Source organism: Methylobacterium sp. A49B (assembly GCF_053346215.1).
The window spans coordinates 1-23,747 of the sequence record NZ_JBKFBO010000080.1 but is presented as its reverse complement, the minus strand read 5'-3'; the positions used below and the strand labels follow the sequence as shown (position 1 = coordinate 23,747).

The 23,747-nt window shown below is 60.6% G+C and carries 18 protein-coding genes; 15 read left to right on the top strand and 3 right to left on the bottom strand.

Annotated elements, in window-relative coordinates; all coding sequences use genetic code 11:
• Positions 1-195 precede the first annotated feature (195 nt).
• Positions 196-345 (bottom strand): hypothetical protein, encoded by a 150-nt coding sequence (locus ACLBX9_RS09955; RefSeq protein WP_447718819.1) that lies wholly within the window; start codon positions 343-345, stop codon positions 196-198.
• A gap of 728 nt (positions 346-1,073) precedes the next feature.
• Here ACLBX9_RS09955 and tssB point away from each other — a divergent pair.
• The 15 genes from tssB (at position 1,074) to ACLBX9_RS09880 (ending at position 21,804) form a co-directional block, all read left to right on the top strand.
• Entirely contained in the window at positions 1,074-1,586 is a 513-nt protein-coding gene (gene tssB, locus ACLBX9_RS09950; RefSeq protein ID WP_447718818.1) for a type VI secretion system contractile sheath small subunit, read from the top strand.
• 161 nt (positions 1,587-1,747) lie between these two features.
• Positions 1,748-3,247 carry a type VI secretion system contractile sheath large subunit gene (gene tssC / locus ACLBX9_RS09945; protein ID WP_447718817.1) on the top strand — a complete coding sequence of 500 codons (1,500 nt, stop codon included), beginning with the start codon at positions 1,748-1,750 and terminating at the stop codon, positions 3,245-3,247.
• Between the two features lie 65 nt (positions 3,248-3,312).
• On the top strand, positions 3,313-3,771 hold the full coding sequence (gene tssE / locus ACLBX9_RS09940) for a type VI secretion system baseplate subunit TssE (RefSeq protein ID WP_447718816.1): 459 nt from the start codon (positions 3,313-3,315) through the stop codon (positions 3,769-3,771).
• A gap of 11 nt (positions 3,772-3,782) precedes the next feature.
• Complete coding sequence (tssF, locus tag ACLBX9_RS09935; protein WP_447718815.1) at positions 3,783-5,546, top strand: type VI secretion system baseplate subunit TssF; 1,764 nt, start codon at positions 3,783-3,785, stop codon at positions 5,544-5,546.
• Positions 5,510-6,550, top strand: coding sequence for a type VI secretion system baseplate subunit TssG (gene tssG / locus ACLBX9_RS09930; protein WP_447718814.1), 1,041 nt, complete (start codon positions 5,510-5,512; stop codon positions 6,548-6,550). The genes tssF and tssG overlap by 37 nt, the downstream gene beginning before the upstream one ends.
• 2 nt (positions 6,551-6,552) lie before the next feature.
• Positions 6,553-8,085, top strand: coding sequence for a type VI secretion system-associated FHA domain protein TagH (tagH, locus tag ACLBX9_RS09925; RefSeq protein WP_447718813.1), 1,533 nt, complete (start codon positions 6,553-6,555; stop codon positions 8,083-8,085).
• Between the two features lie 3 nt (positions 8,086-8,088).
• Entirely contained in the window at positions 8,089-8,634 is a 546-nt protein-coding gene (tssJ, locus tag ACLBX9_RS09920; protein WP_447718812.1) for a type VI secretion system lipoprotein TssJ, read from the top strand.
• Between the two features lie 36 nt (positions 8,635-8,670).
• Complete coding sequence (gene tssK / locus ACLBX9_RS09915; RefSeq protein ID WP_447718811.1) at positions 8,671-10,029, top strand: type VI secretion system baseplate subunit TssK; 1,359 nt, start codon at positions 8,671-8,673, stop codon at positions 10,027-10,029.
• Positions 10,026-10,856 carry a type IVB secretion system protein IcmH/DotU gene (gene icmH / locus ACLBX9_RS09910; RefSeq protein ID WP_447718810.1) on the top strand — a complete coding sequence of 277 codons (831 nt, stop codon included), beginning with the start codon at positions 10,026-10,028 and terminating at the stop codon, positions 10,854-10,856. The genes tssK and icmH overlap by 4 nt, the downstream gene beginning before the upstream one ends.
• An 8-nt stretch (positions 10,857-10,864) precedes the next feature.
• Positions 10,865-13,492, top strand: a complete 2,628-nt coding sequence (gene tssH, locus ACLBX9_RS09905; protein WP_447718809.1) for a type VI secretion system ATPase TssH — start codon at positions 10,865-10,867, stop codon at positions 13,490-13,492.
• A 10-nt stretch (positions 13,493-13,502) separates the two neighbouring features.
• Entirely contained in the window at positions 13,503-15,026 is a 1,524-nt protein-coding gene (locus tag ACLBX9_RS09900; protein WP_447718808.1) for a sigma-54 interaction domain-containing protein, read from the top strand.
• A 14-nt stretch (positions 15,027-15,040) separates the two neighbouring features.
• Entirely contained in the window at positions 15,041-15,820 is a 780-nt protein-coding gene (locus ACLBX9_RS09895) for a type VI secretion system-associated protein TagO (RefSeq protein ID WP_447718807.1), read from the top strand.
• 25 nt (positions 15,821-15,845) lie between these two features.
• Positions 15,846-19,484, top strand: a complete 3,639-nt coding sequence (gene tssM, locus ACLBX9_RS09890) for a type VI secretion system membrane subunit TssM (protein WP_447718806.1) — start codon at positions 15,846-15,848, stop codon at positions 19,482-19,484.
• On the top strand, positions 19,481-20,983 hold the full coding sequence (gene tssA, locus ACLBX9_RS09885) for a type VI secretion system protein TssA (RefSeq protein ID WP_447718805.1): 1,503 nt from the start codon (positions 19,481-19,483) through the stop codon (positions 20,981-20,983). Before tssM ends, tssA begins: the two co-directional genes overlap by 4 nt.
• Positions 20,980-21,804: a hypothetical protein gene (locus ACLBX9_RS09880; protein ID WP_447718804.1), complete on the top strand. Its 825-nt coding sequence runs from the start codon at positions 20,980-20,982 to the stop codon at positions 21,802-21,804. Before tssA ends, ACLBX9_RS09880 begins: the two co-directional genes overlap by 4 nt.
• Positions 21,805-22,205: 401 nt before the next feature.
• Here the strand turns inward: ACLBX9_RS09880 and ACLBX9_RS09875 are convergent, their stop codons facing one another.
• Together ACLBX9_RS09875 and ACLBX9_RS09870 are read right to left on the bottom strand one after the other, a co-directional pair.
• Complete coding sequence (locus tag ACLBX9_RS09875) at positions 22,206-22,892, bottom strand: GAD-like domain-containing protein (RefSeq protein WP_447718803.1); 687 nt, start codon at positions 22,890-22,892, stop codon at positions 22,206-22,208.
• Positions 22,893-23,215: 323 nt separating this feature from the next.
• The coding region (locus tag ACLBX9_RS09870) for a T6SS immunity protein Tdi1 domain-containing protein (protein ID WP_447718802.1) at positions 23,216-23,747 on the bottom strand (532 nt) is incomplete at its 5' end.

Below are 23,747 nucleotides of genomic sequence, written 5' to 3'. Positions count from 1 at the left end.
TACTGAAGTGAGCGGAGTAGTTGCTCGAGCCGAGACGGGCTCGGCGCCCTTCCAGCCCGGCACCTCATAGCCCGGCACCTCGGTCGCGGTGTCGAACACCCCGGCCATCAGATCAGCACCCCGCCACCGAAGCTGACGAAATTCACGAACAACGTGCTGGAGGCGAAGGCGATCGGCAGGCCGAATACTACTGGATCAGCCGGCGACATAGCCTAACCTGTAGCCGAAGGCCGGCGCGAGGCCGGTCGAGATGTTGACGATGAGTGCGTTGATCTTGGCGAGCGGCCCATTGACAACTGCAACAGCATCAATGCGCTGGAGCGCGAGAACGATGAACTCCGACAAGCCAATGAGATCATGAGGAAAGGATTGAGCTATTGTACCTTGGCGGTATTCGACCGCCGAAATGGCGTAATGTAACCGAGAGAAACTCCGAAAAGCCCGGTGCAGTTCAGAAGACTGTGGAAGCGGTGCGAACCGAGAGAAGCCAAGCGGATCTGGGCGCGGCAATGCCAGCTTGAATAGATTGAACCAAGTTCGAACGTAGATCACAGAATACACTAGCTGGGCGTCTTAGGAACTATTGACGTAGACTATCCAAAATCATCCGTCAGGTTTAACATAGTCGGCAATGAAGCATACCGATATACTGCAGCAGCTGTAAATAAAAACTAAGACAATCCGATGAACATAAGATGTCAATTGAACTTATCCTCTTGATCTGCCCTCTTTATGAACTCGCAAAAGGGAATCAAGAGAACGTTTTTTTCTAATTTTGCCTTATTGCGACTCAACCTAACATATGATTTATGATCAAAAAGCCAGCCCGCACTGTGCCGCAGATAAACATACTGTAGATATATATAAATCAGCACCGATATAGAGAATAGAATAATATATTGTCCGCGAGAATAACATACTCTGCTGCCAAAATTGGGCCGACAACAATTCAAGCAATTTAGAAAATTCTCGCAAAACACTATCGAAGGCCGCAAGAAGCATAACGACAGCCGTAGATGAGCTGATTTTTTGAGGGATGATTGTTACACCTCCACCACTGAAGGAATGACGCGATGAACGAAAGAGAAGGTTCCATTGCTCCGAAAGAACGTATTAATATTCGATATGTTCCGGCGACAATGGGGCAAATATCTGAGGCGGAATTGCCGCTCAAGCTCGTTGTGCTCGGAAATTTCCTCGGGAAAGGGGATACGACTCCCGTCGAAGAGCGAAGAATGGTCAATGTTGATAAAAACACCCTTTCGACAATCATGAGCGAATTTGGAATCGAAAAGGAAATTGCTGTCCGTAACGTACTCGATGAGCAAAATGGCAGCACAGATCTGAGCGTTAATTTGAAATTTGAGTCGTTTAAGGATTTCGAGCCGGATTCCCTGGTTCAACAAGTGCCAGAGCTCATGAAGATGATGCAGTTGCGCGAGGCGCTGGTTGCGCTGAAGGGGCCGCTGGGAAATATGCCGGCATTTCGTAAGCGGATGCAGCAAATCCTTGAAAACGAGGAGAGCCGAAGCCGCCTGATTGCCGAGCTGGAAGCCCTTTATCAGGGTGATTCGAACGCATCCTAAGATGCCGTCCAAGCGAAAGTCCGTCTCTGATCGATATCGGAACAGCGTCGTAGCGTCCCGATATCGATACGGGTGGGCTAAATCTGCCTGAGTAGCGCCGTGCACAATTGCACAATATTCACGTGACCTCCATTTGTCCGATACGATCTCAAGAGGCCATCATGGAAACTCTGGTTTCAGCACCGTCATCCCAGAGGATTCCGAGCGGGTCTGAATCCCTACTGGAGCAGATTATGGAGGAAACTCGGATCCATCCAGGAGAGGAGGGGTACGATGTTGCGCGCATGGGCGTGCAGGTATTTATCGCTGACCTTTTGAAATCGGATGAACATAGTCAGAAGATCAACAAATTTCTTGTTGACCGAATGATCGTTGAAATCGATAGGAAGGTCAGCGCGCAGGTCGACGAAATCCTGCACCACCCGGAATTCCGAGAGTTAGAGGCGGCTTGGCGTAGCCTTAAGATTCTGGTCGATCGGACCGATTTTCGAGAAAATATAAAAATTGAATTGTTGTCGATCTCAAAGCAGGAATTGCTCGACGATTTTGAGAATGCGCCGGAAGTAGTGCAATCCGGTCTATACAAACAAGTATACTCCTCAGAATATGGTCAATTCGGCGGCGAGCCGGTTGGCGCGATAATTGCGAATTTCGATTTTGGGCCGTCCGTCCCGGACCTTAAGCTCCTTCAGTACGCAGCATCCGTAGGGGCTATGGCGCATGCTCCGTTCATTGCGGCAGCCGCTCCGCAGATGTTTGCAATCGATAGCTATCTCGAACTCCCCAATGTCCGCGATCTGGCCTCGGTCTTCGAAGGGCCCCGGTATCGTAAATGGAACGCGTTGCGAGAGAGTGAAGATAGCCGCTATATCGGCCTTACCGGGCCGCGATTTCTTCTCCGCCAGCCTTACCATCCCATCGACAACCCCGTACGTAGCTTTGCATACAACGAAGATGTGACTTCACATCACGAGAACTATTTATGGGGCAATACGGCTTTTCTCTTGGCATCACGTATAACGGACAGTTTCGCGAAATATCGTTGGTGTCCCAATATCGTTGGACCTAAGTCCGGTGGTGCGGTTCATGATCTACCTATTCACGTCTACGAGTCGCTGGGGCAGATTGAGGCCAAGATTCCGACTGAGGTGTTGATTACCGACCGCCGAGAATACGAGTTGGCCGAACTCGGTTTCATTGCGCTGACCATGCGCAAAGGCTCGGACAACGCGGCATTCTTCTCGGCTAACACGATCCAGAAGCCGAAACGGTTTCCCGGGACCAAGGAAGGTAAAGCGGCTGAGACCAATTATAAGCTCGGCACACAGCTTCCTTATCTCTTCATTGTCAACCGGCTCGCTCATTACATCAAGGTTTTGCAGCGCGAGCAGATTGGCTCGTGGAAAGAGCGGGCGGACCTTGAGCGTGAACTCAATATCTGGTTGCGCCAGTATATTGCCGATCAGGAAAACCCGCCTTCCGAGGTTCGGTCGCTCCGTCCCCTGAGGGATGCGACCGTCCAAGTCAGCGATGTTGAAGGTGATCCGGGTTGGTATCAGGTGATGCTGAAGGTTCGGCCGCATTTCAAATACATGGGTGCGAATTTTGAATTGTCGCTCGTTGGCAAGCTTGACAAATCTGATGCCACGACGACGGCTTGATAAGCAGCCGCATTGTGTCCGGGTTTAACTCCGTCTCCCCTCCCGCATCGGCCCACCGGTTGACTATGATCTCACGCAAACCTGTGGCGGCATCGGCATCACGCCTGCGTAACTTGAACGGAAGCCTCTTCGATCGCCTTGTGGCGGACGAGGAGGATATTGGGCACCTCTCCGGACTGGACGTCGATGGGGCGCAGATCGCTTCGATCAAAAGCAATCTCGGCCGCGTGCTCAACCTTCGCGCGGGCGGCGCAGCTGCCAACCCCGGGTTGGGCATCATCGATATGAACGACGGGGCGGTCCGCTCCAACGACATGATCCGGCAGATCGCCGAGTCGATCCGCGGTTGCATCGCGATGGGCGAGCCGCGGATCGCTGATGTACGGGTCGGCTACATCGCCGCAACCGACGAGCCCTTAAGCCTGCGCTTCCGCATCACAGCGCGCATCGGCAAAGCTGAAGCCGAATCCTCCGCTGAATTCGATCTGTGCTTGAACAACAACCGTCGCTTTATCTTGAGTTGAGTGTCAGATCGATGCCAAGCCTGTTTCACGATGAGCTTAATTACTTGCGAGAGTCCGGAAAGGAATTCTCGCGCCTGAACCCGAAACTTTCGAGATATCTTTCTGAGAGCAGCACGGATCCGGACGTGGAGCGGCTGCTGGAGGGATTTGCGTTCCTGACCTCACGCGTCAGGGAAAAGATCGAAGACGATCTGCCCGAACTCACACATTCGCTCGTGCAGCTGCTGTGGCCCAACTTCCTCCGGCCCTTCCCTCCGACCTGCCTCATGCAATTCCGGCCGATCCGCGGCACGATCACCGAAGCCCATGTCATTCCGCGGGGGATGGCGATGCGCGCCCGGCCGATTGAGGGTAGATCGTGCGACTTTCGCACGACGGCGGACTGCCTTGTCTACCCGGTCGAACTGACCGACGTGACACATACCCGTACGCAAGATCGATCTCAGCTTGCCTTGAGCTTCGCGATGCTGAGCGAACGCACGGTAGGCAGCGTCAACTTTTCAGATTTGCGCCTTTGGTTCACGGGTGACGCGATCGTCGCGCAGACGCTATATCTCTGGTGCCTACGCTATCTCCTGGCCTTGCACGTCACGACACCGGACGGGCGGCGGGTGAGGTTGCCGAATACCAGCGTACGGGCCGGTGGCTTCGCCGTCGACGAAACGTTGTTACCCAGCGCATCGACGGCATTCGATGCCTATCGGCTGCTCCAGGAGTTCTTCGTCTTTCCCGACAAGTTCCACTGTGTCGATATCGACGGGCTCGCGGCGGCCACGGCGGGCAGCGAGGCTGAGGAGTTCGGGCTGGACTTGGAGTTCGAGCGGCCACTGCCGGCCCATGTGAAATTACGCGCCGACAATGTACGGTTGTTCTGTTCGCCTGCCGTCAACCTGTTCGAGATCGACGCTGAGCCAATCGCTGTCGATCATCGCAAAGTACAATACCGGGTCAGGCCGTCCGGAAATGACCACGCAGCCTGTGAAATCTTTTCCATCGACAATGTCGTCGGCTTTCGTGCTTCAGAGAAGGATAGGCGTTTCCAGATCGAGCGCGCCTACCCTGCTTTCGAATCGTTCCATCACGAAGTCGAAATGGCCTCTCGGCGAGAGCAGGTCTACTACCGTCAACGCCTCACGGCGGCGGCAAACGAGGCCGGATTCGAGCACGCGATCACCTTCATACTGCATGATGGCGAACAGGCGGTGCCTGCTGAAGAGGCGATGAGCATCCGGCTAACCTGCTTCAACCGAACGAGGGCGGTCGAACTGGCCATCGGCGACATCGACCTCGCGACCGATTCGAGTCCATCCTTTATCGAATTCTCAAACATTACCCGGCCGACGGCACCAGTCTATCCGCCGATCGATGGAGCGCTGAACTGGAACCTTATCTCCAATCTGTCGCTCAATTATATGTCGCTGCTGGATAAGAACGCTCTCGGTGTGATCCTGCAGATCTACGACTACCGAACGCTGACCGATCGGCAGGCAGAGCGGGCGGCGCGTCTGCGTCTCGGCGGCATCCGTAACCTGAGCACCCGGCCGGTGGACGTGTTGTTCAAAGGGCGCCCAATTCGCGGAATCCGCTCAATCCTCACGCTCGACGAGACATGCTTCCAGTCAGAGGGGGAGATGTACCTCTTCGGTAGCATCCTCAAGGAATTCATCGCCATCAGCACGACCACCAACTCGTTTCACGAATTGGAATTGCGCGGCGAGAACAACGGCGAGATTTATAGATGGCCAGCGACAATCGGCCGTCAGCCGTTGATCTGATCCGCGCCGAGGCCGAGGCACGGGCTCCAGCCTACGCCTTCTATCGCCTTGTGCAGATGATCCAGGACGCCCTCGACGACGGACGCGAGGTCGGCACGCATCTCCGGCCAGCCGAGGAAAGGATCATCTTTGAAGTCGATCATAGCCTGGGTTTTCCACTTTCGGACGTGGCCAGCATGCGGCTGCTCAACCCGGCCTGCGACGGTGCGCGGGCGGATTCGCCGCCGTGCTTTGTGATCACTGTCACCTTCCTCGGGCTTCACGGTTCGGGATCGCCGCTGCCCTCCTATTATGTCGAGCAGATCGCCGGTTACGATCCGAAGGGATCGGTGCTGACAGATTTCTTCAACTTCTTTCACAATCGTCTGATCGGCCTTCTCCATCGCGGTTGGCGCAAGTATCGGTATTACATGCGCTACCGTCCCGGCGGGGAGGATGACTTCTCTCGGGGAATCTACTCTCTCTTCGGCCTCTATGATGCACGGTTGAGGTCCGACTCAGGCATTTATTGGCCACGGCTGTTGTGCTTTGCCGGGGTCTTGGCGAGTCGGAACCGCTCGCCTGCCGTGCTTTCCACCATCATCCAACACACGTTTAGGCTCGAAAGAGTCTCGATCGAGGAATGGGTGCGACGCCGGGTGCCGATCCCAGAGCACCAGAAATGGGGCCTCGGCGCCGCCAATTCCCGCCTGGGCGAGGGAACCATCTCCGGCGATCGCGCCCCCGATGATCAGGGCAAGATCCGGGTGGTCATTCACGATCTCGACGACGGGCGCTTCCGGGATTTCCTGCCTCGCGGACAGGAGCATCGGCCGCTCCGCAACCTCGTGGAATTCATGCTCCGCGATCAGTTCGCTTACGATTTCAAGCTGTGCCTGCGTCCCCGTGCCACCCAGCCTATCACGTTGACGCGCGACGATCCTGGCCGGCTCGGCTGGTCGAGCTTTCTGGGCGACGGACGGCGTGACGAGGAACGGGTCGTCGTGATCACGGCGAGGGCATGAGGATGACGACCTTCCTCACTCTTGTCGTGGACAACACGGCGCTGCTCGAAGGTGGCACCCGGTCATCGATGGTCTTCCCGGCGGACGGGGGACTGATCGGCTCTGCGGCGGATTGTACCTGGACGCTGATCGACCGGCAGCAGACCGTCGACGGACACCACGCCCGGGTCTTCCAGGCGGATGGTCAATTCTGCGTCGAGTCGCTGAGCACGCGCGGTGTCCGGGTGAACCATTCGGTCCGAGCACTCGGCCCAGGCGAGCCCTTCCGGATCTCCGATGCGGACAGGCTCTCGATCGGCCGGTTCGACATGACGGCCTTCCTCATTCAGCAGGTCGACGAGGCGAGCAGGGCTGCCAAGTCCGAGGATTGGGCACGGAAGTTCATTTCCGTCGAGTCGATCGTGGATCCCCGCCGGGAGGAGGAGGAGCACCGCAACCTTCTGGATGAGACCCTCGTGGCGCAGCATGGGCTCGATCCATTCAGCGCGCGATTGAAGCAGAGCGAGGAAGACAAGGATCCTCTCTCCTTCCTCTCGGACCGGACGGTCCGTCGGGGCGATCCTGTCACCTCCGACCCAGTTGCGGCTCTGAACCGGGAAAGTCCTCCGGAAGGGGACACCAGCGCGGCCGGACTCGAGATGTACGTCCGCGGCCGCCCCATCGAGGGGCCACGGCCGGAAAGCCCTGACGATCTGCTGCCGACCTCGGCGTATTTCGCACCGCAACGGGTGAAGGATACTTCCATGAAAGCTGCCGAGCACGGTCGGCTGGACTTCCCGCTGGCCGGGATCCGCGATGAATTGGACAGCTATCTCGGCGAACTCGAGAATAACATGCGGGATCGCAAGGCCCACGCTGCGCGCGGTCCGGACGAGGTATCTGCCCGCGACGCTTGGCTCGGCGAAGTCCCGCTCGCGGAGGAGCGTGAGGTCGCACGGGACGATCTGGTCGATCATGTGGTCCTGCGGCCCCTCTGTGCGGCCCTCGGCCTTCCGGTCACATCCCTGACAGGTCCCGAAAGTGACCGTCTGGCCGCCGATATCGGCGAGGCCTTACGGACGGCGATCGACGGGCTGCGGAGGTTGAGCCAGGACCGGAGCGCGGCGGGTGTGCTGGCCAGTGACACCCATCTCCACGCCATCGAGGACAACCCGCTCCGCTTGGCCGGGGATGCGGACGAGGCCGTGCGGGACCTGTTTCTGGTTCACAGCCCGGTACACCTCTCAGCGAAGACGGCAATCGGCGAGAGCATCGTCAGCATCGAACACCATCAAGCTGCCGCCGCGGCCGCGACCGAGGCGGCATTGAAAGCTGTTTTTGCAGCCCTGTCTCCGGTCACTCTGGCCAGACGCTTTCTCAAATACAAAGGTCACGTTCCGCGAACCGGCGACCTCGATGCGTGGCATTGGGGAATGTACCAACATTACTATCGGGAAATCGCGTCCGACCGGCAGGGCGGCCTCGCGCGGCTGTTCTGGGAAGTCTTCCGACAGGTCCACGACCGTGAGATGCGCGCGCTCTCGGCAGGAGAATGAACCATGAGACGGGTGACGCCGCCTCGCGCCCTCCTGCTTTCCGTCGTCGTCGGCTGCCTAGCCGCCTGCACGCCGCTGCAGACGATCCAGGGCGCGACCAAGATCGGGCAGATCATGTTGAACCCCGACATGCCCATCGGGCCGCCGAAAGATCAGCCCTCGAAGGCGACGATCGCCATCTATGTCGAGGAAGATGCCAACAAGAACGCGTTCGGGCAGGCGGCGCCGGTCGATGTCTGGCTGTTCCAGCTCTCCGACGACACGCGTCTCAGGACTCTGGATTTCGCCACCCTTTCGGCATCACCCAAGGATGCGCTCGGGACTTCTTATGTCACCCATAAGGAAATACAAGTCGAACCTGGAAATTCCAAAGTCATAGAGGATTGGGAAATTGAAGAGGAGACGTCGAATTTCGGCGTCGCGGTCGGCTACAAAGATATCGACCACATCAACTGGCGTAGTCTGGATGCGATCAAGCCCAAAGGTGAGACTTACAAAATCGTCGTCGCGATCAGGGGCCGAAACGTCGCGATCCAAACGCATCGCTGAGCGGCAGGATATGCGCCAGCTTCCATCGAGGAAATAATGTCTCTTCGTAATGCCGTGATGTGGTCGGACGGCCTGTTCATCAAGCCGCAGCATCTGCAGCAGCAGCAGCGCTACCACGAATACGTGGCCCGGCGGCGCGGCGACGCACTCAGCGCCTACCAAGTGGGCTTCGAGCAGATCGAACTGAATACGGAAACTCTGCTTCACGGCAAGATCGACATCGTGCGCGCGAGCGGAATCCTTCCGGATCGGACGGTGTTCGAGATCCCGGGCGAGACACCGGCGCCTGGCGCCCTCGATCTTTCCGCGGTGACGGTCGTCAACGAGATCGTCTACTTGGCCGCGCCCCTTGTGGTGAGCGGTTTGCCCGAGATTCCGACCGGTGAGACCACCGCGAGGGGGGCCCGGTACCGGATCGCCGGCCAGGATGCCAACGACGTATCGAGCGACGACGCCGAGCCCTATTCGATCGAAGTCACGCAGCTCAACATGCGCCTGATGCTCGGGCGGGAGGACCGCTCGTCCTTCGCCTATCTCCCGGTGTGCCGGGTGCAGGAGAAGCAGTCGGACGGGTCGATCCGCCTCGACCCATCCTTCATGCCGACGAGCTACGGCCTTGAGGCGATCCCGCAGCTGACCCGTGTCCTCGACGATTTTACCGGCCTGCTTCACCAGCGCGCTTTGCAGATCGCGGGCCGGCTCGGCTCGTTGAGCCAGAATGGCGTTGCGGAGATCGCCGAATTCTTGCTTCTCCAGACAATCAACCGGTGGCAACCGATATTCAGGCATCTGTCAACTATCAAGCGCGTTCATCCTGAACGACTTTACGAAGTCTTCGCCTCTTGTGCCGGCGAGTTGGCCACTTTCACCCATGAGCAACGACTGCCCGAGGCTTGGCCGCCGTACAACCACGAGATGCCGGAACATTGCTTCGACCCCTTGGTCCGGTCGTTGCGGCGCTCGCTCACCACGATGTTGGAGCCCAATGCGATCGTCCTCGACCTGCACAGGCACAAATTCGGGGTCTTGACTGCGCCTCTGGCGGATCCGGACATGATCCGCACCTGCGCCTTCGTGCTGGCTGTGCGCGCCGCCATTCCCCTCGACCGGCTCGCCAAGACGTTTCCCTCGCAGGTCAAAGTCTCGTCGATCGAAAAGATCCGGGAACTGGTTCAGTCACATCTTCCAGGTGTCGTCCTGCAACCGATGCCGACCGCACCGAGACAGCTCCCGTATCACGCAGGATATACTTATTTTATACTTGACAATAATTCAGTTGGCTGGAAAGATCTGCTCAAATCCAGCGGCTTCGCCTTTCATATCGCCGGCGATTTCCCCGACCTCGAGATGCAGTTCTGGGCGATCCGTGGTCGAACGGACGGGAGGCTGTCATGACCGATCGCGCCCTCGCCCGCGCGTCGGAATTCGACGCGCGGGCGCTCTTCGATACCGATCCGAACGCCCTCGCGGCGCGGTCTCAGGATCTCACCGCAGTGCCACAGGTTGAGCCGCAGCGGCCGATCCCGTTCGAGATCCGCGGCAGCAGCCTCAACCGCGTGACCGACGCCAGTGCCGGCCTGATCGCCCTGATGCTGCGCATCGCCACGCTCGGCCATCTGGATGACGTCGACACGCTGCATCGCCGCTCCACCATCGAGATCGAGTCGATCGAGCTTGAGTTGCACCGGCTCGGCTATGACCGCGTGAGCGTGCTCGCCCTCCGCTACTGCCTCTGCTCGGCCTTCGACGAGGCCGTGATGAACAGTCCCTGGGGGCTTGAGACCAACTGGTCGGAGCGCAGCCTGCTCGCGACGTTTCACAATGAGACTTGGGGCGGCGAGAAGTTCTTCGTCATCCTCGCGCGGCTGATGACCGAGCCGAACCGGTACATCGACCTCTTAGAGTTCCTCTATCTCTGCCTCAATCTCGGTTACGAGGGCCGCTACCGAGCCATGCACAATGGCCGCGTTCAGCTTGAGGCGGTCATCAAGGAACTGCACGACGTCATCCGCACGGAGCGCGGCCCCACCGAGCCGCTGTCGCTCTTCAAGTCCGAGGGCATTGTTCAGAAGGCACACCGAGTCGCGTGGCAGACACCCATCAGCCTGGTGGTGATCGCGGCCTTCGCGACGGCGGTGCTCTTGTACCTGACGTTCTTCCTGCTGACGCGCTCTGAAGCCACGCGCTCCCTCGAACAGCTCAACCAGATCGTCGGCCGGTGAGAGACGTCATGCGCGACATCGAGTTGATGCCGGGGCTCATCGAGCGCCTCAACCCTGTCTGCCACGAGGCGTTGCAGGCGGCAGCCGTCGCCTGCGTGTCTCACGGCCACCGGGAAGTCGCGGTCGAACACCTCCTCGTGCCGCTACTGACGAAGCCCGGAGCGGATTGCCGGCTGATCGCCCACCATTGCGACGCCGATCCCGACCGGATCAAGAACGCGGTCGAGGGTGCGTTCGCACGATTTCGCACGGGAGACGGCGCATCCCCACGCTACTCGACGCTCGTCTGTGAGTTGTTGCAGGACGCGTGGATGGTGGCCTCCGTGCTCCTCGGGGAAGGGCAGATCCGCTCAGGCGCAATCCTGCTGGCTCTCCTGTCCGATCTCGGGCGCTACGCCCGTTTCGATTACGGCCTGCGTCTGGAGCAACTACCTCTCTCCCTTATCCGCGGGCAGTTCGACGCGATCGTGAAGGGTTCGGTGGAAACGCCGGCGATCACCATGGCGCCCGCCGCGCCCCAAGGGCCTGGGCACGCGCAAGATGCTGGCACCGCACTCGGACGCTACGGCCACGACTTCACCGAGGCGGCTCGCCAAGGGCGGATCGACCCGGTCTTCTGCCGAGACGATGAGATCCGCCAGATCATCGAGATCCTGGCCCGGAGGCGCAAGAACAATCCGCTCTGCGTCGGAGAGGCAGGTGTCGGTAAGACGGCTGTCGTGGAGGGGTTGGCTCTGCGGATCGTTCAGGGCGACGTGCCTGACTTCCTCGTCGGAGCGTCCCTCTACGGCCTCGATCTCGGTGCGCTCCAAGCGGGCGCCTCGGTCAAGGGGGAGTTCGAGCGACGGTTGAAGGCGGTGCTCGATGAAGTGAAGGCCGCCGACCGGCCGATGATCGTGTTCATCGACGAGGCTCACACGCTCATCGGCGCAGGTGGCCCGCAGGGCGGCTCGGACGGAGCCAACCTTCTGAAGCCCGCTTTGGCGCGGGGCGAGATCCGCGCCATCGCGGCGACCACGTGGTCCGAATACAAGAAATACTTCGAGAAGGACCCCGCCCTCGTCCGCCGATTCCAGCTCGTACAGCTCGCCGAGCCCGGAATCGAGCAGGCGCGCCTCATCCTCGGCGGCCTCGTTCCCGCCTACGAGAAGGCGCATGGCGTCTTCATATCCAGCGCCGGCGTGGCCGCGGCGGCCGCGCTCGCAGCGCGCTATATCAGCGGGCGCCAGCTTCCCGACAAAGCGATCGATCTGCTTGATACCGCCTGCGCGCGAGTCAAGGCGAGTGCCTCCGGCGCGCCCCATCGCATCGACGTGCTGCGCCGCGAGGAGTTGATGCTCACACACGAGGCGGAGGCGCTGAACCGTGACATCGATGCCGGCCACCCATCCGGCAAGTTCGGTGAGCGGCTGAGCCAGATCGAGGAGCGCCGCACCGCGATCACGGCACAGATCGACCGCCTCTCCGGAGAGCATGACCTCCAGAGGCGGCTGGCCGGAGAACTCGTCGCGCTTCGTTCCGCGCCGACGACGGCGGAGACACGGACCGCGATGGAGCGGCTGCGGGCGGAATTCGCGCGCGTGCGCGAGACCGAGCCCCTGGTTGCGCTGGAAGTGGGAGTCGATGAAGTCGCTTCGGTCGTCTCCGATTGGACCGGCATCCCCGTCGCGGCCATGACCCAGGACGAGGCCCTCCGACTGACGACGCTCGGACGGCGCATCAAGGACGCGATCCGCGGGCAGGATCACGCGATCGACCTGATCGTGGAACAGCTGCAGACCGCACGGCTCGACCTCCACAAGGCTGGGCGCCCGATTGGGGTGTTCCTGCTGGTCGGTCCATCGGGCGTGGGCAAGACCGAGACGGCTGTGCAGGCGACGCGGCTGCTGTTCGGTTCCGAGCGCTTCCTGACCACGATCAACATGACCGAGTATCAGGAGCGTCACACGCTCTCGCGCTTGATCGGCTCGCCGCCCGGTTATGTCGGGTACGGTGAGGGCGGCGTGCTGACCGAGGCGATCCACAAGACGCCGTATTCCGTCGTGCTTCTCGATGAGGTCGAAAAGGCAGACATCAACGTCCTCAACCTATTCTATCAAGCATTCGATAAAGGGGAACTGAACGACGGCGAAGGTCGAGCGATCGATTGCCGTAACGTCGTCTTCTTCCTAACATCGAACCTCGCGGCGGAAGAGATCAGCCAGCTCGCTGAGCAGACGGGACAGGGCGTGCGCGTCCCTGAAATCCTTGAACGAATCCGCCCACGATTGGCCGAGCATTTCAAGCCGGCGCTTCTCGCGCGCATGCAGCCCCTCGTCTACCTGCCGCTGTCCGAGGAGGCGATGGGCGAGATCGTTTCGGCCAAGCTTGCCGAGCTCGGCGAGATCCTGTGGGCGCGCCAGGGTGTCGTGCTGCATGTCGGTGCGGAAGCCGAGGCCCACATGCGTCGGCAATGTCTGGTGGCGACGAGCGGTGCCCGCCTCGTCGATCAGGTGATCCAACGCCGGCTGCTGCCGGAAATCTCCCGAGCCATCCTCCAGGCCGGACTGGATCACGTCGTTCTCGTCTCCGCCACGGTCGACATCGGTGAGGGCGACGGATTCCGTTTCGCCTTCGAGACGGTCGTTGCGCCATGAGGACCAGCCGATGGAACTGACCGGCCGTCTCCTCGACCTCTGCCGCGAGGTCGCCGCCGCGGACAATCTGGATGCGATGCGTAAAGCCGTTCTGCGCGGCCTCGCTATCATCGCCGACGTGGAGAGCGGGCACCTCTACGGCCCGAACCAGATCGGCAATGCCTTTGTGTGCTTGGCGAGCGTGCCGGACCTGCTCGATGGACCGGCGTTTCCGCTCGGACCGCTGCCTGGCGAGGCATGCGCGATCTCCGGGCTGATACAGGTCACTCAGGCGGCGATACTGGGTCCGGGGGGAGGCGCCGACGCATTGCGGGAGACGCTGTTCGGCGTCGCGGCGGGGCAGATGCTCGCCATCCCCGGGCGGATCGGAACCGGAGCCTGGTCCGTCACCGCCTTGCTTCTGCTGCAGGAGGAGCGGGTCGTGCCACCGGCGAGCTTGGTGCTGCTCGACCGCTTCATGGCCTTTGCCGGAGCGGGGATGGAGCGCACTCTCCGCCTCGACGGCCTGGATGCCGCGTCGCGCCGCCTCAAGGCCGAGCCCGATCGGGACACCGCAGGGCATGCGAGGGGCACTATGGAGAGGCGGCTGATCGGCGTCTCTCCATCGATGCAACGGTTGCGCGAGCAGATCGCGCGCGTCGCGAGTCGAGATATTTCCGTGCTGATACTCGGCGAGACCGGCACCGGAAAGGAACTCATCGCGCAGGAATTGCACGAACTCTCAAACCGTAAGGACCATCCTTTCGTCGCCCTGAACATGGCCTCCCTACCGGAAAATCTCGTCGAGGACGAGTTGTTCGGCCACGTCAAGGGTGCCTTCACGGGAGCCCAGGCGGCTCGCACGGGACTGATCGCTGCTGCGCGGGGAGGCACGCTGTTCCTCGACGAGATCGGCGACATGGCGCCGGCACTCCAGGCCAAGCTCCTGCGTGTGCTTCAGGAGCGGCGGTATCGGCCGGTTGGGGCCGACCGGGAGGAGAGCGCCGACATCCGCCTCGTGGCCGCGACCCATGCAGACCTGCCTCACATGGCCGCCGACGGGCGATTTCGCAGTGATCTGTTCTTCCGGATCGCGCAAATCCGCATCGTCAGCCCGCCGCTGCGAGAGCGGAACGGCGACATCATGCTGCTCGCCTATCATTTCCTGGCAACCAGCAGCGCCCGGTTCGGGGGCGCGAAGGTCTTCGCGCCGACCGCCGAGGCCCTGCTCGCTGGCTACGCTTATCCAGGCAACGTCCGGGAACTTCAGGCCATCGTGGAGCGCGCGGTGCTTCTGTCCGGCGAGTGCGCGATGATCGAAGCCGAGGATCTCGCTCTGGTGGCTCCGGCGAAGTCGCCGGAGTTCGCGGTATCCGGCTTTGCGCTGCCGAAAGCGTGCGACCGATTCGAAGCCTCATTGATCACGCGCGCGCTCGAACAGCGCCGAGGATCGCGCCGTCTCGCCGCCGAGGATCTCGGCATCCCGCTGCGCACCCTATCCAACAAGATGCGGAAGCTCGGCCTCGATGGGCCTGCAGCGGGAGAGCGCGCATGAAAACCGCTGGACGCATGATCGCCCTGCTGGTCGTCGCCATCGCGCCCGCCTGGGCCGGGACGCCCGCGCCGCCGGACATCGACGCCTGTCGGGCTACCCGCGACAGGGTGGGACGTCTCCTCTGCTTCGATGCGTTGTTCAAGACTCCCGTCGAAGATAGCGCCGCGGAAGCGCCGCCGCCCGAGAAGGCCAAGGTCATCCGTAAGCCGAGCCCGCTTCGAGAACTCGGCCTCGACCAGGAGCGAGGCCGACCCGATGGAGTAGCCGGCGCCCTGGTTCGTATCCGGCCCTGGCGCAGCGCCGCCTTCATAGAGCCGGCGACCTTCGAGGGCCTCCTGACCGGTCGGGCGGGCCAGTCGGCAGACCTCCCCGCTGACCAGCGCGCCTGGACGGCCGAGACAGCGGATGTCTTCCTGACGCTCCGCGAGATAGACGGCGTGTCTCCGCTCGGACGGGGCACGCTCGACCAGCGTTCGGTGATCATGCTCGCCTGCGAGGACGACATCACCGCCTTCTATATCCTGCTCCCCAAGCCGGTCGGCCACGCCCGCACCAAGGTCGCACTTACGACCGACCGGGGTGTGACCCTCAATCTCCACTGGCGGGATTACGAGAACGGCGATGTCATCCTCGCCGGCAGAGGTCTCGAGAGCATCGATCTCATCAAGTCCTTGATCAATTCTCGACGCCTCGCGATCCAGATCGACTACCCGGACGGCCCGCAGACCTACCTGTTCGATGCGGGACAGCTTACCGAAGCGCTGCGTCCACTTCGCCGCGCCTGCCACTGGTAGTTTCGGCTTCAACCAGAGCCCCGCCATGCATTCTTCCGGATATGCACCTGCCCAGATCGTGGCCAACACGGCCGCATTCCTGTGGAAGTGGGTCGCGTCGGCTTTCGGCGCCTCCGCCCTGATCGCCCTCGCCGTCATGGCCGCCATCTGGTTCGGCGGCCAGGGTCTCGACATCAACGGCTACAAGCCGTTCGCGACGACCTCCCACCGGGTCATCGCGTTGCTCATCGTCTTCATCTGCTGGCTGATCGGCGTCGTGTTCGTGCGCTGGCGGACCCGGGGACTGAAGCCGCCGAGCCCCGAGAAGCCGGTGGTGCAAGATCCCGTGGAGCTTGAAATCGAAGCGATGCGGCAGAGCTTCCGCAACGCCGTGAAGACCATCCGCACCAAGTGGACCGGCGAAGAACGCGGCCGGCAGACGCTCTATACATTGCCCTGGTACGTGGTGATGGGCCCCCCCGCGGTCGGCAAGACGTCGCTGCTGGCCGCATCGGACATGAAGTTCCCGCTTGCCCACTTGCTCGGGCTCGAAAGCTTCAAGAGCATCAAGCTCACGGTAGAGCCGCAATACTGGGTCACGAACGACAGCGTCCTGTTCGACCTGCCTGGAGCATGGCTGCGGCCAGCCTCTCAGAAGGCGGGAGCCGAGACGGGCATGACCCGCGAGTCCCGCCTCTGGAACGCCTTCTCGGCCTTGTTGACGGAGCACCGGCCGCGCCGCCCCATCAACGGCGTCATACTGGTGCTCGACATCTGTGAGCTCATGCGCACCACGGAGGAGGAGCGGGGTAACCTTGCCGCCTCGATCCATGGTCGTCTCGTCGAGATGTCGGAAGCACTGGGGACCCGCTTCACGATCCACATAATTGTCAACAAGATCGATCACCTGCTGGGCTTTCGCGATTACTTCCAGCAGTTCAGCAAGCTCGACCGGCTCGCGCCGTTCGGCTTTTCGTTCGACGTCTATGACGAACTGCACGCCGACGCTTGGCGGGCGACCTTTGCCACGGATTTCGCGGCCTTCATGGAGCGGGTGAACAACGACCTGATCGACCGGCTCTACGCGCAGCGCGATCTCACGGCACGGAAGAACATCTACATGTTCACCCGGCAATTGTCGGCGGCAGGGGTAGTGCTGCAGCATTTCCTGGTCGATTGCCTCCAAGCCGACCGTTTTTCGACTCCGCCTTTGGTGAGGGGTCTCTACTTCACCACGACAAAGCAGGAAGGCGTGCCGTTCAACGCGCTGCTCGCCCGCATCTCGCGAGACTACGCCCTGCCGGCCCCGGTGATGCCAGCCTACTCGGGCTTGTCGCAGCCGTATTTCCTCGGCCGGCTGTTTGCCGACGCCATCTTCACGGAGGCCGGGCTCGCCGGCGATAACAAGATCGTCGAGCGGCGCAAGATGATCGCCGTCAACTCGACCGGCATGGCCGCCGCCGTGGCGCTGATAACGTTCGGCTTCTACCTGTTCGAAGCCTACCGCGACAATGCCGCGCGCGCGGCGTCGGTCGTGGCCAGGACACGGGACTTCGTGGCCCTGCCGCAGGGCGTCGATGCGTCTGGCGAAGTGGCACTGCTGCGGCCGGCGATGGACGCCATCCGCGACGCCACAACGGTCTTTCCCGACTGGCGCATCAAACATCACTTGCTGGACTACGTCGCGCTCTACCAAGGGCACCGGATCGGACCGGCGGTCGAGAAAGTCTACGCGACGCTACTGGCGGAGCGATTCCTGCCGGCCCTTGCGGTGCAAGTGAAGGACCGAATTATCGCCCTCGGCCGAGACGATGCCACCCGGGACGAGGACGAACGCCTGAACCTGCTTCGGGTCTACTTGCTGATGGGAGACAAGGGCAAACGCGATGCCCTCGACGCGCGCCCGGATGCCAAGGGCGCGCCGTCAAAACTCGGGACACGGGCCATCGAAACCTGGTTTTCCGAGCGGTGGCAGGGCGCCTATCAGGGCCAGGGACAAGTGCAGGATTCCTTGAACGGACACCTCGCCCACGCCCTCGAAGTGTCGGACGTCACGGTGGCCCTGCATCAACCCGTGATTGATGCCGCCCGCGCGGATTTTGCCAAGGTCGATCGCACCCAACGCATCCTGCGCCGCCTGGAGCGTATCGCGGAGATGCAGCACCCCGTCCCGGTCTCCTTTCGCAAGGAGATCGGACCGGCCTTCGACCTGATCTTCGATCAAGGAATCCGCACTCCGCTTCAGGGTAGGGATATACAGATCCCGTTTCTATATACCAAAAAAGGTTTTCACGAGTTCTTCGTGCCGCAAAACGAGCAGATCTCGGCGATCGTCGTGGAAGATGCCTGGGTCATCGGCGAGCGCGACACGATCGCGTACTCGCCCGAAGACCTCGCCGCCTTCCGGGATGGCGTGCTGAAACGGTACGTCTCGACCTATATCGCCGTCTGGGACCAAGCGGTGAATGTCCTCGACATCACGGCGATGCGCAACCTCGACCACGCCATCGCAGTGCTCGAAAACGTCACCGGTCCGGCCAACGGGATCGGCCGGCTGCTGATGCTGATCAAAGCCAACAGCGTCGTCTACGAGCCGAAGACGACGGAACTGCGCAAGGACCAGCCCATCAAGGCCCTCGATAATACGATCACGCCCTTCAACCCGAATGAGGCAGAGGGTCTACGCATCGTCCGGCGGTTCGATCCCCTCGCTCGGATCGTCACGGCCACCGGCAACGGCAAGCCCTACATGGAGGAGATCGTTGCCAAGGTCGGCGCAGTCGAGACCTACCTACGAGAAGTCCGCTCGGGCGAGGCTTCCTCCAAACCACTCGCTCTGGAGCGGGCGCGCGAGAGGGCAACCCTCCAGGGCACCACTGACCCGATCAGTGACCTCGAAAAGGTGGGCGTGAACCAGCCGCCGCCGCTCAACAGGATCATGGAGAAGCTTGCCGCTCAATCGTGGAAGGTCGTGTTGGAGGCGGCACGGCTCGATCTTCAGGCGGTCTGGCAGGGGGAGGTCTACCGCAACTTCAGCGTATCGCTGGCCAGCAAATACCCCTTCCGCAAAAACGCCCAGGAGGAGGTCACGCTCGACGAATTTCAGGCATTCTTTGGACCACAAGGCACTTTCGACCGATTTTTTACCAATTATCTCGCGACTTTTGTCGATATCGATACGCGCAAGTCCAAGATAATCGACCGACAATCCATCGAAATCCGACCAGAATTTCTGTCGGAATTGGATAAATTACGCCAGATTCGCACCATTTATTTCGATGCGAAGGGGGCGCCTTCCCTGCGCTATCAGATCGAGCCGCTCAGCCTGTCGAGCACCGCCGGGGCGGCGATCCTGAATATCGAGGGACAGCTTGTGCCCTATCGGCACGGGCCGGCTCAGACCTACACGATCCTGTGGCCCAATGCCTCGACGACGCGCAACAACGGCTCGTCACTGACGGTCAGCGGACGATCGAATGGTGTGATTTCCCATAGCGGTGTCTGGTCAAGCTTCCGGCTGATCGATGCCGCTCGCGTTACGGACATTCGTGGTCCGGCCGACCCGGTGGAGATGGTGTTCAGCGTCAACGGCGTGAACGCCCTCTACGCGATCCGGGCGCTCGCTCCCGTCAACCCCTTCCGCGAGCAACCGCTCACGCATCTGCGGTTGCCGGAGACCTTATGAACCCGCGTCAGGCGGTCGCCGAGTCGGGGTTCGTCTCGGGCGAGGAGCGGATCGATCGTCACCGCTGGGTGGAGGCCGTCCTTGCTCCCCTCCCGGGCCCCGACGCCTATGGCATGCCGGCAGACGAGCATGAGAGCTGGGACGAGATCGAAACCGATCTGATGAAGCGCGGCACCCTCGTGCAGGCAAGTATCCGCTGGTCCGCGATCGCGGAGATCGCGGCGGCTTTGCTGCGCACCAGCTCGAAGGACCTGCGGCTGCTCCAAGTTCTGGTTCATGCCGCGCCGCATCTCCTCGGCAACGAGGCTTTGCCCGTTTGTATGGTCGCGGCCGCACAATTCCACATCGGCTATGGGCGCGCGCCCCATCCCCGCAACCGGCCGCGCGAGAAACTCGCAGAGCTCCTCGTGAAGGGCCTTACAGATCTGATGCCATCGCCCGGCCGAGGCCATCTCGATCCGGTCGACGCCATCGTCGTGGTGAAGGCGTGCGATGCGCTCGCGGCGAGGCTCGCCGAAATCTCGCCCGATCTCGGGCTTGACCTTGGCCTTATCGGCAGCCGCGCAGCCGAGATAGTCCGAGCCAACGAGGAGGCGCATCCGCTGCCGGCCCTCGCGCCCGCTGCTTCCGCGACCGAGTCGAGGCCGGATCTTCTGGATGCGGCCGCCCCGCGGTCCGATCAGCTCCGCCTCGACCCGTCGAATGAGCGGGCGTTAAAGCAAAGTCTGGCGACGGTTGCAGAGTTTCTTCTCGAGCTCAATCCAGCCCATCCCCTTGCCTACCGATTGAGGCGGTACTCCACGTGGTACGGCATCTCCTCCCCCCCGCCCCTGGGCCGCTCGGCGCAACGCAGCGTTCTGCATCCTGTAAGCGAGGACATTGCTGACAACTATCGTCAGGCAAGCGAACGCGGAGGCGCCGACACCGCCCTCGTGATGCGACTTGAGCGCAGCTGCAGCCAGCAGCCGTTCTGGTTTGAGGGGCAGTATCTCCAGCACCAAATTGCCCTGAATCTCGGTCGGGAGGAAGTCGCCCAGGCGATCCGCGAGGAAGCGTCGCGCTTCCTCCGCACGGTCTCGGGCGTCGAGGCGCTCCAGTTCTCAGATGGCACGCCCATGATCCCGGAGGCCGTCCAAGCATGGCTCGAAGCCACCCACCGTTCCGTGGCGCTCGGGGAGACCATGTCTCGGCAGGAGGGCAGCGAGGGCTTCCTCGTCGTGGATCGGGCATTCCAGGCGGTGGCGAGCCAAGTGCAAAGCAGTATCGAGGCCGGTCACATCGACGAAGCCCTCGCCCTGCTCGATGAGACGCGCGGCGGTACGCGGGGTGTGCGCAATCAGACGATCTGGGACCTCTTCATCCTCGAGAACTTGCGCAACCTGGGTTTGCGCAGCCATGCGGCGCGGCAGGCGGACCGTCTCCTCGCCTCCATCGCGAAGATCGGCCTTGCCGACTGGGAGCCGGACTTGCTCAAGCGTATCGAGAGACTCAAGGGATGAGACGGAAGTCCCAGACATTCGCCGTGCTGTGCCTGTGCGTCGCCGGGCTTAGCGGAATCGGCACGGCCTCGGCCGAGGAAGGGCCGGAAGAGCCAAGCTTCGACCTGCGGAAGATCTGGCCATTCACGCTTCTGGCCGGATCTTCGTCCGCGGTGGAACGCGAGGCCAAGACGCAGGCCAAAGCGCAGTGGCTCGACACACACCGGCTCACGAGCGAGCTGGTTCGGCAGGAGGATTGGCCCTCCGCTGCCGAGACTTGTGAGGCGAAGAACTTGCGTATGACGGAGCGCCCGCAGCTTACGCTTCCCGAGACGGTGGCCGAAGCGTTCCGCCGGAAGGAGCAGCGGCCGTGGTCGTTCATCCGATATGATGTAGAGGCGAAGGGTGTCGCAAGTGGTGTCGCGGCAATCGATTCAAGCGGTGACCCCGATTTCGATGCAGCGGCTGCGGCTGCGATGACTTCCGCACGCTTTGAGCTCTTGAACGGGACCGATCTCGCCAAGGGCTGTATCGCCTATTTTGCCGGCACCGACTATGTTGGCACAGCGCCCGTACAGCCCGGCAAGAAGCGGGAAGCTGCGGCCGTTCCACGGCCGCTCACCCCGCGTCGGCGGCCGAAGGCTATCCCGCCTTCCGGCATACCGGAAACTTCACCGTTGCAGGGTGCAAGCACCGAAGATAATTCGAGTCCAACCAAGCGCTGGTGGTATCAGGATGCTCGCGACCAGTCAGGTTCCGCCTCTCGGACCGCACCAATTGAGGGTCTTACCTGTGCAACCTTGGCGGATAGGCTGGCGCGCCCCGTGCAGTGCGAGCGCTAGGTTTGGTGCCAGGATTTGGTGGTGCGGGTTCTGAGTGAACCTAGAGGGCTCGTCCGCCCAGGCTTTGCAGATAGCCTCGTAAGGCCTGAGGCCGCCAGCGCCCTCAGGCTCGCTTGACTATGCTGTATCGCTCGGCGGACGGCCGCTGTCGTCGTGGCGCTTCCGTGCTGAACTGGGCCCAGAGCGCGTCCTTCCACGCGCGTGAGAAAACTGCACCATCAAACCCTGGGATCAAGCATCTGGGTGAGTGAGTTTTCCGAACGTGTCTTTGTTATTCATCTACAGCTCGTCACAGTGTCTCACCACTCCCTTGTCTTTCCAGCTGTGCCGCACCACCGAAACGAGCTCGGGCGAGCCGAACGTGGGCGGCCCGGTCGGCAGAAGTTGCAGGCCCGATAATCTTATTGCGAGCCAATCCGTCTGACATCTTTCATCCGACCGAGTGGTGCACCCGGTGCTGGATCAGTGATTTCGATAAGGATTAACGGCTCTATTTGGGCCAGAAAATTCAGATGTTCCATCGCTTTGAAGCGCTGCAGATTTTCTGGAAATGGATCTCCACCAAGTTGCAGAGCCGGTACGAACCCGAAAACTTCATCAAGGTTTGGCTTTCCAATACGCTCAATACCCTCTGGATAATAATCTTGCATCCCGCGGTTAGAAGCTCTAGCATGTATCTTGCATCCAATGAGAAAATCTTGATTGTAATTTTTCCCGGTCGACGGATTTACGATTTTACTTTGTGAATTTACGCGCGAGTTGGCCAGATTAATATAAATCCCGTAGCCCTTCCGACTCCAGATATCTATCTCGCACAACGCTGTGAACATGATAACCGTTAGATCTTCATGATTGAATTCGGGATCATTCATGAACATAGACTTGACAAGAGGTCGAAAAGGCCGCGGATCGCAGATGCGGCAGTATCCAGATCTATACTCGCCCCATCCATATCTTTCCCAGAAGCCGATCATCGACGGGGGAAGATAGTCCTTGTACGACTCGATCACGTCCGGTGGGACCCTTCTGGCATTCTCCGGCGGTCCGAAATCGCTGATCACGCGTGCGAAGGCATCGATCTCTTCCATGTCGTCTCGTCCTCGTCGTGAAAGGATTATCCGATCATCGTCATCAGGGGCGATCTCGCGGACGTCCAGTGTCACTGACATCCGGCAGCCCTTCTCACACATTTCACTCACATAGCGTATCAATTTGCCTTTGCGGCGGTCCGCCGGCCACCATCATCGATGGATTTGTTGATTCTATCACTACCGATATCTGCGAAATATTTTCCATACCCGTCCGCGACCATGTCGATCCAACGCAATGCGTTCATTATTCAGGCCGATTATCCCGCTACGACCATATCACATCTCGAAGCGCTGCTATGAATTCTGCTTATCGAATATGTTTATTGCGCACCGATCCGCCTGACATCTTTCATCCGCCCGAGCGGTGCACCGGGTTCTGGCTCGGTGATTTCGACAAGGATTAACGGCTCTATCTGGGCCAGAAAACCAAGATGCTCCATCGCCTTGAAGCGCTGCAGATTTTCTGGAAATGGATCTCCACCAAGTTGCAGAGCCGGCACGAACCCGAAAACTTCATCAGTATTTAGATTTCCACAACGCTCAATACCCTCTGGATAATAATATTGCATCCCGAAGTCAGAAGCTCTAGCATGTATACTGGTTCCGATGAGAAAATTGTTATTATATTTTCTCCCGGTCGACGGATTTACGATTTTATCTTGTGAATTTACGCGCGAGTCGGTCAGATTAATATATATTCCGTACCCCTTCCGACTCCAGATATCTATCTCGCACAACGCTGTGAACATTATAACCGTCAGGTCTTCATGATTGAATTCGGGATCATTCATGAACATAGACTTGACAAGAGGTCGAAAAGGCCGCGGATCGCAGATGCGGCAGTATCCAGAT